General features: G+C 61.2%; 17 protein-coding genes and 1 riboswitch. Of the genes, 3 read left to right on the top strand and 14 right to left on the bottom strand.

Features of this window, described 5'->3' with window-relative positions; translation table 11 throughout:
- Positions 1–446 precede the first annotated feature (446 nt).
- The 3 genes from EL257_RS08255 (at position 447) to EL257_RS08245 (ending at position 2,846) form a co-directional block, all read left to right on the top strand.
- Entirely contained in the window at positions 447–671 is a 225-nt protein-coding gene (locus tag EL257_RS08255; RefSeq protein WP_126361490.1) for a hypothetical protein, read from the top strand.
- 274 nt (positions 672–945) lie between these two features.
- Positions 946–1,428 carry a hypothetical protein gene (locus tag EL257_RS08250; RefSeq protein ID WP_126361488.1) on the top strand — a complete coding sequence of 161 codons (483 nt, stop codon included), beginning with the start codon at positions 946–948 and terminating at the stop codon, positions 1,426–1,428.
- Positions 1,429–1,574: 146 nt separating this feature from the next.
- Positions 1,575–2,846 carry an OmpP1/FadL family transporter gene (locus EL257_RS08245; protein WP_126361485.1) on the top strand — a complete coding sequence of 424 codons (1,272 nt, stop codon included), beginning with the start codon at positions 1,575–1,577 and terminating at the stop codon, positions 2,844–2,846.
- A 252-nt stretch (positions 2,847–3,098) separates the two neighbouring features.
- On the opposite strand, the gene EL257_RS08240 is transcribed toward EL257_RS08245, so the two are convergent.
- The 14 genes from EL257_RS08240 to cobO form a co-directional block, all read right to left on the bottom strand.
- Entirely contained in the window at positions 3,099–3,659 is a 561-nt protein-coding gene (locus EL257_RS08240) for a glutathione peroxidase (protein ID WP_126361481.1), read from the bottom strand.
- Positions 3,660–3,713: 54 nt separating this feature from the next.
- Positions 3,714–3,836, bottom strand: a complete 123-nt coding sequence (locus EL257_RS28200) for a hypothetical protein (RefSeq protein ID WP_269471994.1) — start codon at positions 3,834–3,836, stop codon at positions 3,714–3,716.
- On the bottom strand, positions 3,833–5,041 hold the full coding sequence (locus tag EL257_RS08235) for an MFS transporter (RefSeq protein ID WP_126361478.1): 1,209 nt from the start codon (positions 5,039–5,041) through the stop codon (positions 3,833–3,835). The genes EL257_RS28200 and EL257_RS08235 overlap by 4 nt, the downstream gene beginning before the upstream one ends.
- A gap of 53 nt (positions 5,042–5,094) precedes the next feature.
- Positions 5,095–5,499 carry a MarR family winged helix-turn-helix transcriptional regulator gene (locus EL257_RS08230; RefSeq protein ID WP_126361475.1) on the bottom strand — a complete coding sequence of 135 codons (405 nt, stop codon included), beginning with the start codon at positions 5,497–5,499 and terminating at the stop codon, positions 5,095–5,097.
- A gap of 186 nt (positions 5,500–5,685) precedes the next feature.
- Positions 5,686–6,417, bottom strand: a complete 732-nt coding sequence (locus tag EL257_RS08225) for an adenosylcobinamide-GDP ribazoletransferase (protein ID WP_126361472.1) — start codon at positions 6,415–6,417, stop codon at positions 5,686–5,688.
- A gap of 1 nt (position 6,418) precedes the next feature.
- On the bottom strand, positions 6,419–6,994 hold the full coding sequence (gene cobC, locus EL257_RS08220) for an alpha-ribazole phosphatase family protein (RefSeq protein ID WP_126361470.1): 576 nt from the start codon (positions 6,992–6,994) through the stop codon (positions 6,419–6,421).
- On the bottom strand, positions 6,991–8,046 hold the full coding sequence (gene cobT / locus EL257_RS08215) for a nicotinate-nucleotide--dimethylbenzimidazole phosphoribosyltransferase (RefSeq protein ID WP_126361466.1): 1,056 nt from the start codon (positions 8,044–8,046) through the stop codon (positions 6,991–6,993). The genes cobC and cobT overlap by 4 nt, the downstream gene beginning before the upstream one ends.
- Positions 8,043–8,564: a bifunctional adenosylcobinamide kinase/adenosylcobinamide-phosphate guanylyltransferase gene (gene cobU / locus EL257_RS08210; protein ID WP_126361463.1), complete on the bottom strand. Its 522-nt coding sequence runs from the start codon at positions 8,562–8,564 to the stop codon at positions 8,043–8,045. The genes cobT and cobU overlap by 4 nt, the downstream gene beginning before the upstream one ends.
- 141 nt (positions 8,565–8,705) lie before the next feature.
- Positions 8,706–10,157: a cobyric acid synthase gene (locus EL257_RS08205; protein ID WP_126361460.1), complete on the bottom strand. Its 1,452-nt coding sequence runs from the start codon at positions 10,155–10,157 to the stop codon at positions 8,706–8,708.
- Positions 10,154–11,146 carry a threonine-phosphate decarboxylase CobD gene (gene cobD, locus EL257_RS08200; protein ID WP_126361458.1) on the bottom strand — a complete coding sequence of 331 codons (993 nt, stop codon included), beginning with the start codon at positions 11,144–11,146 and terminating at the stop codon, positions 10,154–10,156. Before cobD ends, EL257_RS08205 begins: the two co-directional genes overlap by 4 nt.
- Entirely contained in the window at positions 11,139–12,047 is a 909-nt protein-coding gene (cbiB, locus tag EL257_RS08195) for an adenosylcobinamide-phosphate synthase CbiB (protein WP_126361454.1), read from the bottom strand. Before cbiB ends, cobD begins: the two co-directional genes overlap by 8 nt.
- The gene (bluB, locus tag EL257_RS08190) at positions 12,044–12,694 is read right to left on the bottom strand and encodes a 5,6-dimethylbenzimidazole synthase (RefSeq protein ID WP_126361451.1); all 651 of its coding nucleotides are present in this window, start codon (positions 12,692–12,694) and stop codon (positions 12,044–12,046) included. The genes cbiB and bluB overlap by 4 nt, the downstream gene beginning before the upstream one ends.
- Entirely contained in the window at positions 12,691–14,091 is a 1,401-nt protein-coding gene (locus EL257_RS08185) for a cobyrinate a,c-diamide synthase (protein WP_126361447.1), read from the bottom strand. The genes bluB and EL257_RS08185 overlap by 4 nt, the downstream gene beginning before the upstream one ends.
- A complete protein-coding gene (gene cobO / locus EL257_RS08180; RefSeq protein ID WP_016773703.1) occupies positions 14,088–14,699 on the bottom strand; it encodes a cob(I)yrinic acid a,c-diamide adenosyltransferase in 612 nt (203 codons plus the stop codon). Before cobO ends, EL257_RS08185 begins: the two co-directional genes overlap by 4 nt.
- Positions 14,700–14,778: 79 nt before the next feature.
- A riboswitch (cobalamin riboswitch) is annotated at positions 14,779–15,010 on the bottom strand.
- Positions 15,011–15,109 lie beyond the last annotated feature (99 nt).

Here is a 15,109-nt window from a genome sequence, read left to right as displayed (position 1 = left end):
TTAGGATTTTCGATCGGTTAGTATCCGCGGCGTTAGTACCAAGCTGAAAGTCAATTCCGGTCGAACACATCCCCACGGTCAGCCTTCTTCAAAGAAGCCTTTGCCGAAAAAAGCGGGAACGACCCCTCGATGGTTTCCAGGTAAATCTTGCGACGACACTGCCTTCGAATGATGCGAAGGGTGTTGCGAAGAGCACTTACTCTGACCGAACCAACCTGCAAATTGATCAGGATCTTCACCCCGGGCCCAGAACCTTTGCCCTCGTTGTGATGCCTGTCCTCCTAAGTACCTACCTGCCAGCCCAAGCGCGCCAACTTGATTGCGCTTCAAACTGGCTGCTTTGTTCCAGTCGGGTTCTTCGTTCGATCAATGGTGATCGACGTTACTGGAACGTTTTAACGTTGCACGGTTCTTATCCGTGTCATTTGTAGGAACACCTAATAACTATGTCTACTCAAATCCATACTCAGGATGCCATTCGCACCCTAACCAACGCTTTTGCCCCAATGAACTGCCTGATCATGGCCGCTCGCAAAGGCTGCTTCAGCTTCACCGTGGTCAATGAACACGGGATCGCTCGTCACACCGAGCGCTTGTACCCCGATCAGTACTCCAGCGCCGAACCGCTGCAGGCCGTAATCGATCGTACACGTCAGGCACTGGTTGCCTGAAAGCCGAAAAGGCTGCAAAAGCAAAAGCCCCGCCCGAAAATGCGGGGCTTTTTATTGCCCGGTGTTTCACTTTTAGCCACCGATGCTTAAGTACCTTCGGATATAACGATTATAACTCGCCGGCGGAAATATTTTAAAAACAGACCTTTACACGCCGAATATGACACGACACTTCAACTCAAGCGGCTTGACCCGCTTGCGGCGAGCCTGAGTCGATCCACTGCTGCCAAAGCCCTTCAGGACTCGCCCTTTATTACAAGAAACCGAGGGTGTTATGGGTATCGCTGCCAGCGAACTGTGCCGCTACGTGATCCGTCCCACACTGATTTATCTGGGACGCCACTGCGCAACCGCCGAATCCCTGCTGTTGGGCATCGCCGCCAGCCAGTCCGCCCTCGGGTCCGCCCTGCACGATCGCCGGGGCCACGGCCTCTACCGGATTGCCGAGCATCGTCACCAGTCGCTCTGGGACGATTATCTGGCGCTGGATCCGGAGCGCGCCAGCCTGGTGCGCGGCCTCGCCAGTCAGCATGCGTTCCTCAGTGGTCCGCATCTGGAACTGACCGTCAACCTGCGTTACGCCACCGCCATCGCCTGGTTGTTGGTAGAAGAACAAAACCCCACCCTCCCCGCACCGAATGACCTGCTCGGCATGGCGCGAATCTGGCGCCAGACGTTTCAGCCCCAAGGCCGTTTGCGTGACTTCACCTGTGCCTGGCAAACCTGTGTTTCACCGCTGAATCAGGTCGCTTGCTGACCGCGCGGTTTCACAAGTTCTCGCAACAGGCCGTCATTTTAGTCAGATTGTCCTACAAAACCGCTCTAACTCAAGGCATACAGGCTATAGCGCTGGGACGAAAATGTTGGTAATTTTCGCCCCGGTGATCACCAGGAGTTCTAATAATGAAAAAAGTCATGCTCAAAACCACCCTTAGCCTCGCCGTTACTCTTGCCTCTACTCAAATCTTCGCGGCAGGTTTTGCCCTCAACGAACAAAGCATCAGTGGGATGGGGACTGGTTTTGCCGGGCGATCTTCTTCTGCCGACGACGCGAGCACTGTTTATGGCAACCCGGCCGGCATGGCGCGCATCAAGCGCGAACAAGTCACCGGCGGTGTAGCCCTGGTCGACGCGCATACCGATATCAGCGACGCCAGCTCGAGCCCTAACGGTGGCAGCAACAAGGGCGATATGGTGCCCCTCACCGCCGTACCGATGGGCTTCTATGTAAAACCGATCGATGATCACTGGGCATTCGGCCTCGGCGTTTATGTGCCGTTCGGCCTGATCACTGATTATGAAAACGGCTTTGCCGGCCGTTACTTCGGCAGCAAGTCCGAAGTCCAAGTCATCACTTTCCAACCGACCGTCAGCTACGCGTTCAACGACAAGGTGTCGATCGGTTTCGGCCCGACCATCAACCGCATCGACGGTTCGCTGGAATCCAACCTGTCGATCACTCAGGCTCTGCCGGACGGCAAGGTCAAGATCAAGGGTGACGACACCGCACTGGGCTACAACGTCGGCCTGCTGGTACAAGCCACCGACACTACTCGCCTGGGCCTGACTTACCACTCCAAAGTCGACTACAAGCTGGAAGGCGACACCAAGGTCAACTACGGCGCATTGGCCGCAGTCGGTCTGGGCGCGAGCCAGAAGTACGACGCTTCGTTGAAAATCACCACCCCGGAATCCGTCGATCTCTCGGTCACCCAGGCGATCAACGATCGTTGGAACGTCTACGCCGGGACCACCTGGACTCGCTGGAGCCAGCTGGACAAGATCACCGTGAAGAACTCCGGTGTGCAGCCGCTGCTGGCCGGTCAGTTCGGTTCGATCAACGAAGACCAGAACTGGCACGACACCTGGGCTTACGCCGTAGGTACGTCGTATCAGTTGAACAAGGAGTGGGTACTGCGTACCGGCCTGACCTTCGACCAGTCGCCAACCAATAACGAAGATCGTTCGCCACGCATTCCGACTGGCGACCGCACGATCTTCAGTATCGGCGCTGGCTGGAGCCCGACCGACGACCTGACCATCGACGTCGCGTATTCGTACCTGAAGGAAGAGTCGGTCAACATCCGCAACGAAAACGCTCGTGGCCAGACATACGATTCGAAGTATGAAAACTCGGCGAACGGTTTCGGTGTCGGCGCGACCTATCGCTTCTGATGCGTGTTGGCGAGGCTAATCCCTCGCCCATCAAAAAGCCCCGCTCTGTTTGCAGAGGCGGGGCTTTTTATTGACTGGAATTCCGTCTTTCGACTGTGGCGCTCAAGATCAAAAGATCGCAGCGTACCGCAGCTCCTACACAAACCGTACGGCTCAGCCCCTGTAGGAGCTGTCGAGTGAAACGAGGCTGCGATCTTTTGACCTTCTCAAAAATCGCAGCGCGCCGCAGCTCCTGCAGAATCACTGCGATGATCAGGGTTGCCGCGGTTTTGACGCTATCGCCTTTTCGATTGCGGCGATGAACTCCGGATCATCCGGTTTGGTCAGGCTGGAAAAACTGGCCACGACCTTGCCCTGACGATCCACCACGTATTTGTAGAAATTCCACTTCGGCGCGTTGCTCTGGGCGGCCAGGACCTGAAACAGATGGGTCGCGTCGTCGCCGCGAACTTTCTGCGGCTCGGTCATGTTGAATGTCACGCCATAGTTGGCGTAACAGACCTTCGCGGTTTCGGCGCTGTCCTTGGACTCTTGCTTGAAGTCATTGGACGGCACGCCGAGCATCTGCAAGCCCTGCGCCTTGTAGCGCTGATAGAGCGCTTCGAGCCCTTCGAATTGCGGGGCGAAACCGCAGAAACTGGCGGTGTTGACCACCACCAGCGGTTTGTCGGCGTACTGTTTGCACAGATCGATGGATTCCTTGGCGCGCAATTTGGGAAGCGAGCCTTGCAGCAAATCCGGACAGTCAGCGGCCTGGGCCAGGCCAGTCAACGCCATCAGCAACGCGGGAACAGCACACCAGCGCATCAGCATCTCGAACATCCTTGAGCAGTCGTCAGACTTCGACGTTACTCGCCACGCCCGCTTCTAGCAAATGCTCATGCCCAACTGCATCAAAGCCAGGCCGCCGCGCTGCCAGCCCCACCAGACTAACGCCAGCACAACGGCGCCGAATGCGGTGATGGCAAGACGCGGCCAAAATCGACTCATGCGGCGCTCGCACTGGTCTGCAGGCGCGCCACTGGAAGCTCACGCACCGGCCAGTTCAACGCCGCCGCCAGCAGGCTCAGAAGAATCGCCACTTGCCAGATCAAGTCATAACTCCCGGTTCGGTCATACACCACCCCGCCCAACCAGCCGCCGAGAAACGAACCGAGCTGATGAAACAGGAACACGATACCGCCGAGCATGGACAAATTGCGCACGCCGAACAAGGTGGCCACGGTACCGTTGGTCAACGGCACCGTCGACAGCCACAAAAAGCCCATGGCCATGCCGAACAGATAAGCCGAGGTGGTCGTCACCGGCAGCCACAGGAACAGCGCAATCACCACCGCACGCAGCAGGTACAAACCAGTCAGCAGACGCGGCTTGGACATCCGCCCGCCAAGCCATCCCGCCGTATAAGTACCGAAGATATTGAACAGCCCGATCAGCGCCAGCACGGTGGTGCCGACGCTCGCCGGCAAGTGCTGATCGACCAGATACGCCGGCAGATGCACACCGATGAACACCACCTGGAAACCGCAGACAAAAAAACCGAACGCCAGCAGCCAGAAACCCGAATGTGAGCAGGCTTCGCGCAGCGCCTCGGACAGCGTTTGTTCATGGCCGAGCACTGGCAGCGGTTTGTCCTTGAGCATGCTCACCAACGGCACAATCAGTGCCACCAGCAGGCCCAGCACCAGAAGTGCGGCCGACCAGCCGAGCCAGCCGATCAGACCAAGCGTACCCGGCAGCATCGCGAACTGACCGAACGAACCGGCGGCGCTGGCAATGCCCATGCCCATGCTGCGTTTTTCCGGTGGCACCGCGCGACCAACGACGCCGAGAATGACCGAAAACGATGTGCCGGACAGGCCGATGCCGATCAGCAGACCGGCGCTTAGCGACAGCGTTACCGCCGAATCCGACAAGCCCATGCACACCAGCCCCACGGCGTAGAGCACGCCGCCGATCAGCACGACTTTAGCGGCGCCGAAACGGTCAGCCAAGGCGCCGGTGAAAGGCTGGGCCAGGCCCCAGATCAGGTTCTGCAGGGCGATGGCAAAGGCGAATACCTCACGACCCCAGCCGAACCGCGCGCTCATCGGCGACAGAAACAACCCGAAACCGTGCCGCACGCCCAACGACAGCGCCAGGATCAGCGCACTTCCCAGCAAAACCCATCCGCACGTACGCCACATCGATGTCATTATTATTCTCCGCTTGCGGGTATATACCCGCTTGAGTTTGGAAAAAACCGGCCTCAGGCCAGTTCATCCAGCAGTCTGAGCAAGGTTTCGCGTTTCTCGGCGCCGAGGCGGTCGATCAACCGTTGCTGCGCCGCCTCCCAGGCCGGCAATGCCGCCGCCAGACGCTGCGCCCCGGTTTCGGTGAGCCGAACGATGCGGTTGCGCATGTCCTCGCCCTCCGCCAGCGTCACCAGCCGCTCGCCTTCAAGCACGCGCAAATTGCGCCCGAGGGTGCTGCGATCCAGGCCCATGGCTTCAGCCAGTTCCGAAATGCTGGGCTGATCCAGACGCTGCAAGTTGCACAGCAAAGAATACTGCGCAACGTTGATCCCGAAGCCATCGAGGGCGCCGTCGTAATGCCTGCTGACGCCACGCGCGGCGCGACGCAGGTTGGTACACAAACACTGAGAAGAAAGCATGATGCGTGTATATACCCGCGACTGTGTTAAATCAAGTTACAGATGAATTTACCCAAGAATATTGGGCTATCGCTGGCAAGCCAGCTCCCACAGGGATTTGAGGAGTCCACAAAATCTGCATCCACCCAAAATCATTGTGGGAGCTGGCTTGCCAGCGATGGGGCCACCTCAGTCAGCAAAAGTCTGTCAGACCAGCGCCAACCCCACCATCACCCCCATTTCCAACAGCTCCAGCAACGCCCCCGCCGTATCACCCGTTGTCCCGCCCAGCCGCCGCATCATCACCCTACGCAGCCAGACAAACACTGCGAGCGAAATCACCAGCGCCACGACCGCGTGAACCCCGGCAATCAACAAGCAGCCCAGCGCACTCGCCCCAAGCACCTGCCAGCCAGTCTTGCGCGGCAAATGATCCGCCAACGCCTGCCCCAACCCGCCCGCACGAACATAGGGTGTGGTCAGAAACAGACCCAACAGCGCCGCCCGCCCGAGCACCGGCACAATGATCAACACAACGGCGTGACCCTGCTCGATCAGCGCCAGCAGCGCCGCAAATTTGAGCAGCAGCACCAGCACCAGCGTGACCACCGCAATCGGACCGCTGCGCGGGTCTTTCATGATCAACAGCGTGCGCTCGCGATCGCCGAAACCGCCGAGCCAGGCATCGGCGCTGTCGGCCAGACCATCAAGGTGCATAGCGCCGCCGAGCACCACCCAGACTGTCAGCAACAACGCCGCATGCAACAACAAAGGCGCGCCCGCCAATACCAGATTCAACGCCCACAGCAGCAGGCCGAACAGCAACCCCACCAGCGGATAGAACAGGAGCGAACGCCCGAGTTGCTCCGGCTCCGGCATTCCTGGCAGACGAATCGGCAAACTGCTGAGAAATTGCAGGGCGATCCACAGCGGCAACATGTCAGTAACCTTCCTTGAGCGAGCCATCCGCCTCGACTGTCAGCGCAAACATTGCGCCGTGCCCGACCTCGACATTGAGCAATTGCTCGCGCGGTAAACCTCGCGCCTGTGCCAGCAGCAACCGCATCACGCCGCCGTGGCTGACCAGCAACACCCGCTCACCGGCGTAGACGCTGTGCAAACGCGCAACCGCTGCCAGAACGCGGCGGGAAAAATCACCAACCTGTTCGCCCTGTGGCGGCGTAAACGCATACGGATCAGCCCAGAACAGCCCCAGCGCCTCGGCATCCGTTTCCATCAACGCCGCCGCGCTCTGCCCTTCCCACGAGCCGAAATGCAGCTCCTGCAAATCCTTGTCGAGATGCACGGACAGATTCAGTCGTTCACCGAGTTCGGCAGCGAACCGCGCACAGCGCTGCAACGGCGAGCTGACGATGCGATCCCACGGCCCGCCCTCAGCCACTGCTGCACGCATCTGACGCCAACCGTTCTCCGTCAGCGCATCATCGAGACTGCCGCGCAGACCGCCGCCCAGTTCAGTCTCGCCGTGCCGCAGCAGATCCAGTCGCAAATTCATGCCGGACGATCCGCTACCGCCGCTTCAGCGAACGTCGCCATCTGGCCGTGCAGATCACACGCCAGACGCAGCAAAGGCACGGCCAGCGCCGCGCCGCTGCCCTCGCCCAAACGCAGGCCAAGGTCGAGCAATGGCTGGGCCTGAAGGGTTTCCAGCACATGCCGATGACCTGGCTCAGCGCCACGGTGGCCATACAGCAGCCACGCGCGGCAAGCCGGATTCAGGCGCACCGCCACCAGCGCCGCGACCGTGCAGATAAAGCCGTCGACCAGCACCGCCACGCCTTCCTGAGCGCAGGCCAGATAGCCTCCGACCAGCGCCGCAATTTCGAAGCCGCCGAGATTGAACAGCGTCTGCAACGGATCACCGCGTTGTGCAGCGTGCAATGCCAGTGCGCGTTCGATCACCTGCGCTTTGTGACTGACGCCGTCGGCATTCAATCCCGTGCCCGGGCCTGTAAGGTGCGTCACCGGGCAATCGAGCAAAGCACACGCCAGCGCACTTGCGGCCGTGGTATTGCCGATGCCCATTTCACCGCCAATGAACAACTGCGCACCGGCCGCTTTCGCGCGCAACACGCTGTCGCGGCCGGCCTGCAACGCCAGTTCACCCTGCGCCGGCGTCATCGCCGCGCCGTATAGGAAATTCGCTGTGCCGGGACCGATGTTCAAGTGACGTACGCCTGGCAGGTTCAGTGTCGGTGTCACGGTGCCCAGATCGACCACTTCCAGCTGCGCGCCAAGCTGACGTGCGAGCACGCTGATCGCCGCGCCGCCGCTGACGAAGTTGTGCAGCATCTGCCCGGTGACTTCCTGCGGGAACGCCGAAACGCCTTCCGCAACCACGCCATGATCGCCGGCGAAAATCGCGATCCAGAGCTGGTCGAGCGTCGGCTTGAGCTGCCCTTGCAGACCCGCCAATTGCACCGCCACCGACTCCAGTTGCCCCAGCGAACCGGCCGGTTTGGTCAGTTGCAACTGGCGCGCAGCGGCTTGCTCAACAACATCGGCGTTCACCGGTTTGCACGGGTTCAGCCACCAGGTTCGGCTCATAACGCAGGTCCTTTCAAAGTCAGGGGCAGGCCGGCGACGGTCAGCACGACACGCTGACAACGCTCGGCCAGAGCTTGATGCAGCCAACCGGCCTCATCAACGTAGCGGCGAGTCAATTCGCCCAGCGGCACGACGCCCATTCCGGTTTCGTTGCTGACAAAAATGATTTCACCCGGCAGCACAGCCAGGCATTCGAGCAACGCATCGCGTTCGCTGGCGAGGCGTTCGGCATCGTTAAGCATCAATAGATTGGTCAGCCACAGGGTCAGGCAATCGACCAGCAGGCAGCGCTCGGCACGCGCGGATTCGCGCAGCACACGGGCCAGCTCCAGGGGTTCTTCGATCAGTGCCCACTCGGCTGGACGACGGGCGCGGTGCTGGGCGACGCGGTCGCTCATCTCGCCATCGAGCGCTTGGCTGGTGGCGATGTAGGTAACCGAGAGGTTGCTTTCGCTGGCGAGTTTTTCCGCCAGACGGCTTTTGCCGGAGCGGGCGCCGCCGAGGATCAGTTGGAGCATGGGGTCATCCTGTAAATATACGGTGTGGCGACCGCAGTCATCGCTAGCAGGGCTAGCTCCCACAGTGGACTTCAGTAGGTCATGAGTTTGTGTACGACTCGATTTCCTGTGGGAGCTAGCCCTGCTAGCGATGAATCCACCTCAAATCCCACAGAGCTGACGCAGCAGATCGGTATCCAAATGCTTCTCCACCAGATCCGCCAACCGTTCGATATCACGCTCGCGCAAGCCGTGGTAATCCACTTCCTGCACCTCGCTCAACCCGGCCCAGCGCAACAATGCCGCACTGGCTTGCGGCGATTCGAACAAGCCATGCAAATAGGTGCCGAACACCTGGCCATCGGCACTTTGCGCGCCGTCGCAACGACCGTCGTCGAGATGCACCGCCGGATTTTCCAACCCCGCTCCCGTGGTCACGCCGGCATGAATCTCATAGCCGCTGACTTCAGCATTTTCCAACGCCAGCCGCCCGCGCACGTTGCGCAGTTGCTTGTCGGCTTCCAGTTGCGTCTCGAAGGCCAGCAAACCCAGGCCAGCGCTTGAGCCGGGGGCGCCTTCGAGCCCGAGCGGGTCATGCACCTGCTCGCCGAGCATTTGCAGACCGCCGCAAATCCCCAGGACTTTACCGCCGTAGCGCAAATGCCGGTTGAGCGCCGCTTCCCAGCCATTCGCCCGCAGATATGCCAGGTCGCTGCGCACGCTTTTCGAGCCGGGCAAGATGAGCAGGTCAGCGCACGGAATCGCCTGCCCCGGCCCGACGAATTGCAGATCAACCTGCGGATGCAGGCGCAGCGGATCGAAGTCAGTGTGATTGCTGATGCGCGGCAGCACTGGCACCACCACTTTCAGCACGCGATCAGCCTTGTCGATCTGCCGTTGATCGATGCCGTCCTCGGCCTCCAGATGCAGATCCAGCACATACGGCAGCACACCAACGACCGGTTTACCGGTGCGTGCTTCCAACCAATCAAGCCCCGGTTGCAGCAAAGCGATGTCGCCACGAAAACGATTGATGATGAAGCCTTTGACTCGCGCCTGTTCACTTGGCGAGAGCAGCTCCAGGGTGCCGACCAGATGGGCGAAAACTCCGCCGCGATTGATGTCGGCGATCAACACCACCGGGCAATCCACCGCTTCCGCGAAGCCCATGTTGGCGATGTCGCCGGCGCGCAGATTGATTTCCGCCGGCGAGCCGGCGCCTTCAACCATCACCAACGGATATGCAGCGCTGAGTCGCTGGTGTGAAGCCAGAACAGCCTTCATCGCGATGGCTTTGTAATCGTGATACGCCACGGCATTCATCGACGTCACCGCGCGACCATGGATGATCACTTGCGCGCCGGTGTCGCTGTTCGGCTTGAGCAGCACCGGGTTCATGTCGGTGTGCGGTTCGAGGAACGCCGCTTGCGCCTGCACCGCTTGAGCGCGCCCGATCTCGCCGCCGTCCGCCGTGACCGCGCTGTTGAGCGCCATGTTCTGCGGCTTGAAGGGCACGACCGCCACGCCCTGACGGGTGGCCCAGCGGCACAGCGCGGTCACCAGCGTGCTTTTGCCGGCGTCGGAAGTGGTGCCCTGCACCATCAGGGTGGTCATGGGTTGTCCTTGGTGAAAGCGGTTAAAGCGGATTCGAGCCGCGCTTCTTCGGTTGCGTCAGCAGGCAGGCCGAAGCGCAGGCTGCTGTTGTGCGTGAACAGCCGCAGGAGAATGCCGCGCCGCGCCATGAATTCGTGCAGCGCTTGCGCATGATCGGTGATCAGCCATTGAAACAGCGCACATCCGCCCTGCGGTTTGAAACCATGACGCTCAAGCAGCGCCGCGAGCCGTTCGCTCGCGGCATCGCTGCGAATGCGCTGGCGCGCGTGGTTTGCCGTGTCTTGCAGACAGGCCTGACCGAGCACCCGCGTCGGTCCACTCACCGCCCACGGCCCAACCTGTTCGGCCAGCAATCGGAGCAACTTGCGCTCAGCCACGACAAAGCCCAGGCGCACACCGGCCAGACCGAAAAACTTGCCGAACGAGCGCAAGACGATCAAACCGACCTGATGGGCGTGAGCGGCCACGCTGAGATGCGGCGTGTTGTCCATGAACGCTTCGTCGACCACCAGCCAGCCGCCGCGCTGTGCCAAACGGGCGTGCCAGTCAAGCAGCAGCGCCGGGCTCAGACTCAGGCCGGTCGGGTTATTGGGGTTGACCACGACCAGCACGTCGAGGCTGTCGAGAAAGAATTCGACTTCCTGTTCCAGCACTTCACGAACGATGTAACCGTTGCGACGCCAGGCTTCGGCGTGTTCGGCATAGCATGGCGACAGCACGCCGACCTTGCCGGCGCGGCGCAAACGCGGCAGTAACTGAATGGCCATTTGCGAACCCGCCACTGGCAGCACTTGCGTGGCGCCGTAGTAATCGCAAGCGGCCTGCTCCAGACCGTCGTCGGCTTCGGGCAAACGGGCCCAGGCGCGCAAGGGGATTTGCGGAATCGGAAATGGCCACGGCGCCAGTCCGCTGGAGAGGTCGAGCCAGTCGGTCTCGGCGATACCGTAATCGCGTGCAGCCTTGCGCAACCGGCCACCGTGTTCAAGCATAAAATTCAGCTCCCACGCAGAGAATCAGCAGCCATAACCATACGCCGCGCTGAACCAATTGCCAGCCGCGGTCGATGGAATCGGCGTCGGCCGGAGCGCCTTCGCCGAGCTGCGGGCGCTCATGCAATTCGCCGTGATAAATCGCCGGGCCACCCAACTCTACGCCCAGTGCACCGGCGCCTGCCGCCATCACCGGGCCGGCGTTGGGGCTGTCCCATTTCGGCGCCTGAGTCCGCCAGCATTTCCACGCGAGTCGGGTCTGGCCCAGCAACGCGTAAGTCAATGCCACCAACCGCGCAGGAATATAGTTGAGCACGTCGTCGATTTTCGCCGCCGCCCAGCCGAAGCGCTCGAAACGTTCGTTGCGATAACCCCACATCGCATCGAGCGTATTGCTCAAGCGATAGAGCACCACGCCGGGTGCACCGGCCACAACAAACCAGAACAGCGCGGCGAACACCGCATCGCTGCCGTTCTCCAGCACCGATTCGGTGGCGGCGCGGGCGACGGCGGTGCTGTCGAGTTCGTCGGTCTGGCGACTGACCAGATAACCGACACGCCGGCGCGCTTCGTCGAGATCATCGGCGCGCAACGCCGCGGCCACTGGCGCAACATGCTCACCGAGGCTGCGCATGCCGAGAGCGCAATACAGCGCGAGAATCTCGACGACCCAGCCGACGTAAGGCGCCCACGAAAGCGCGGTGGCGAGCAAGGTCAGCGGCAGCACCGCGAGCACCCAAGCGGTGACGCCATGACTGCGCCAACCACGGCCAGCGGCGTTGAAACGTCGCTCGATGCGCCCGGCGAAATTGCCGAACGCCACCAGCGGATGCCAGCGTTTCGGTTCACCGAGCAGCGCATCCAGCGCCACCGCGGCGACACTCAACAACGCCACACTCATTGACTCACTCCCCAATAATTTTCGTACAGCAACTCATTGAGCGGACGCGCCTGCGCCCACCCTTCGAGTACCAGCATCGGCGCCGGATAGAATTCCTTGACCGGGCCCAGGCACAGAACCGCGAGCGGCTTGGCACCCGCTGGCAACTTCAGCAGATCGGCCAGCGCTTGCGGTTCGAACAGCGAGACCCAGCCCATGCCCAAGCCTTCGGCGCGGGACGCCAGCCATAAATTCTGGATGGCGCAGGACAACGACGCCATGTCCATTTCCGGCAGCGTGCGGCGACCGAAGATGTGTTTTTCGCGATCGTCCATCAACGCGGCGACCAACACTTCGGCGCAGTCATGGATGCCCTCGACCTTGAGCTTCATGAACTCATCGCTACGCTCGCCGAGGGCTTCGGCGGTGCGGATGCGTTCTTCTTCGACGAGTTGCTGAATCTGCCCGCGCAAAGCGCGGTCGCTGATGCGAATGAAACGCCACGGCTGCATCAGGCCGACGCTTGGCGCTTGATGAGCAGCCTCAAGTAAGCGGCGCAGCAAGTCGGGCTCGACGCTGCCGCCGGTGAAGTGGCGCATGTCGCGACGTTCGGCGATGGCTTTGTAGACCGCTGCGCGTTCGGCTGCGGAGAAAGTGTTGTCGGTCATGGCCCCATCGCTGGCAAGCCAGCTCCCACAGTGGGCGGTGCAATACCTGACGAAACGCAATCCCCTGTGGGAGCTGGCTTGCCAGCGATGGCGGTCTCAAGGCCGGGCGCAAACAGCGCAGCGACAGCCACAGGATTCGACGGAAAATAAAAGTGCACATAAGAAGCCGTCATCCGCCCTTCGCGATAAACCGCCTCAGCACCACGCCCGCCATTCGGGCTCAGTCCACGGGCAATCGGCGTCAGTTCAGTCGTCGTCAACGAATGATGATAGGTGTGCCCCCGCAGCGAGCCTTCCGGCAGTTCAACCGCCTGCAACGCCAGCGCCGCCAGACGTTTCTGCATCACCGCATCGCCCTTGAGCAAACCGACCAGCTCAGCACGGGTGCCTTCGACATCAGTCAGCGAATCAAGCAAATAAAGCATCCCGCCGCATTCAGCGAGCAACGGTTTGCCCGCCGCATGGTGCGCGCGGATCGCTGCAAGCATCGCGGTGTTCTGCGACAACGCGACGTGATGCAATTCCGGGTAACCGCCCGGCAGATACAGGCTGTCTGCCTCCGGCAATTGCGTATCGCGGATCGGCGAGAAGAAGCTCAACTCGGCGCCCATCGCCCGCAGCAGATCGAGGCTGGCGCCGTAAGTGAAGGCGAACGCCTCGTCGCGGGCGACGGCGATGCGCACGCCGCTCAACAACGGCTGTGCAGCGATGACATCCGGCGCGGCGAATTCAACGGCCGGCGGCAGCGCGACCTCGCAACTGCTGGCGAGAGCATCGGCGGCGGCATCGAGACGCACATCGAGGTCAAGCAATTCGCTGGCTTGCACCAGCCCGAGGTGACGGCTCGGCAATTCGATGCCGGTCTCGCGGGACAACGCGCCGTACCAACGCAAACCTTCGGTGAGGCTGCCTTCGAGCAATTGCGCATGGCGCAAAGTGCCGACGCGATTGGCCAGCACGCCAGCGAACGGCAAATCCGGCTGATACTTCGCCAACCCCAGCGCCAGTGCTCCAAAGGTCTGCGCCATCGCAGTGCCATCGATGACGCCGAGCACCGGCACCCCAAAATGCCGCGCCAGATCAGCACTCGAAGGCGTGCCGTCGAACAGCCCCATCACGCCTTCGATGAGAATCAGATCGGCCTCGGCAGCAGCTTCCCACAACAGCCGGCGGCTTTCCTGCTCACCGACCATCCACATGTCCAACTGATAAACCGGCGCACCGCTGGCACGCTCGAGAATCATCGGATCGAGAAAGTCCGGACCGCATTTGAACACCCGCACCTTGCGCCCCTGATTGCGATGCAAACGGGCGAGCGCGGCGGTGACGGTAGTCTTGCCCTGACCGGAGGCCGGCGCGGCGATGAGTACCGCCGGGCAGTGACGTGGCTGATTCAAAGTTCGACGCCTTTCTGCGCTTTGATGCCGGCCTGGAACGCATGTTTGAGCATGCCCATTTCGGTGACCGTGTCGCCCATCTCGATCATTTCCGGCTTGGCGCCGCGACCGGTGACGACCACATGCTGCATCGGCGGACGCGCCTGCAAATCGCTGAGCACCTGATCGAGATCGAGGTAGCCGTGCTTGAGGGCGATGTTCAGTTCATCTAGCACCACCAGGCCGATCGACGGATCGCGCAGCAGCTCGCGGGAAACTTCCCAAGCGGCGGTCGCAGCGGCGATGTCGCGTTGACGGTCCTGGGTTTCCCAGGTGAAACCCTCGCCCATCACATGAAAGCGCACCTGCTCGGGAAAACGCCGGAAAAACAACTCTTCGCCAGTGCTGTTGCGGCCCTTGATGAACTGCACCACGCCGCACTGCATGCCGTGGCCCATGGCGCGCGCGAGCATGCCGAACGCGGAGCTGCTCTTGCCTTTGCCATTGCCGGTCAACACCAGCACCAGACCGCACTCATCGGGGGAGTTGGCAATGCGTTCGTCGATCACGGCTTTTTTGCGCTGCATGCGCGCCAGATGGCGTTCGTCACGCTCGGGGGAATCAGTCATGGGGAGCTCTCCGTTGAGGCTGGATAACGGCGGGCGGGCACAAGAATAGACGGCAAAAAGCCTGGCATCGCCCACCGTGATGCCGCTGGATGGATCAGGCCGGTCTCCGGGCTCATGAGCGGCGCTTCGCCAGACTGCGCGCCTTCCCGCTTCTTTCGAGGCAGTGGCTCAAGGCGCAGTTTTCACTCATTTACCGTTGCGGGGGCAGCGCCGGGATCGTGGCGGTTCGTGAAACGAACACAACCCTCACCGGCTTCCCTGTTTCACTCTGTCGACGCAAGTCACAGAGCACCTGAAACAAGCGGCGAAGGTTAGAGGGTTGGGGGTGGAGCGTCAATTAAAGAGGCAGCCAGCAGGCGAATAACTGCCGGCGATCAATTATCACGCGCGTTTCTTGTGCCACACTGCGA

The sequence above is a fragment of the Pseudomonas fluorescens genome (genome assembly GCF_900636825.1).
GTDB classification, from domain to species: Bacteria; Pseudomonadota; Gammaproteobacteria; order Pseudomonadales; family Pseudomonadaceae; genus Aquipseudomonas; species Aquipseudomonas fluorescens_BG.
The sequence above is the reverse complement of the archived record's forward strand: the minus strand, read 5'-3'. Positions and strand labels throughout refer to the sequence as shown.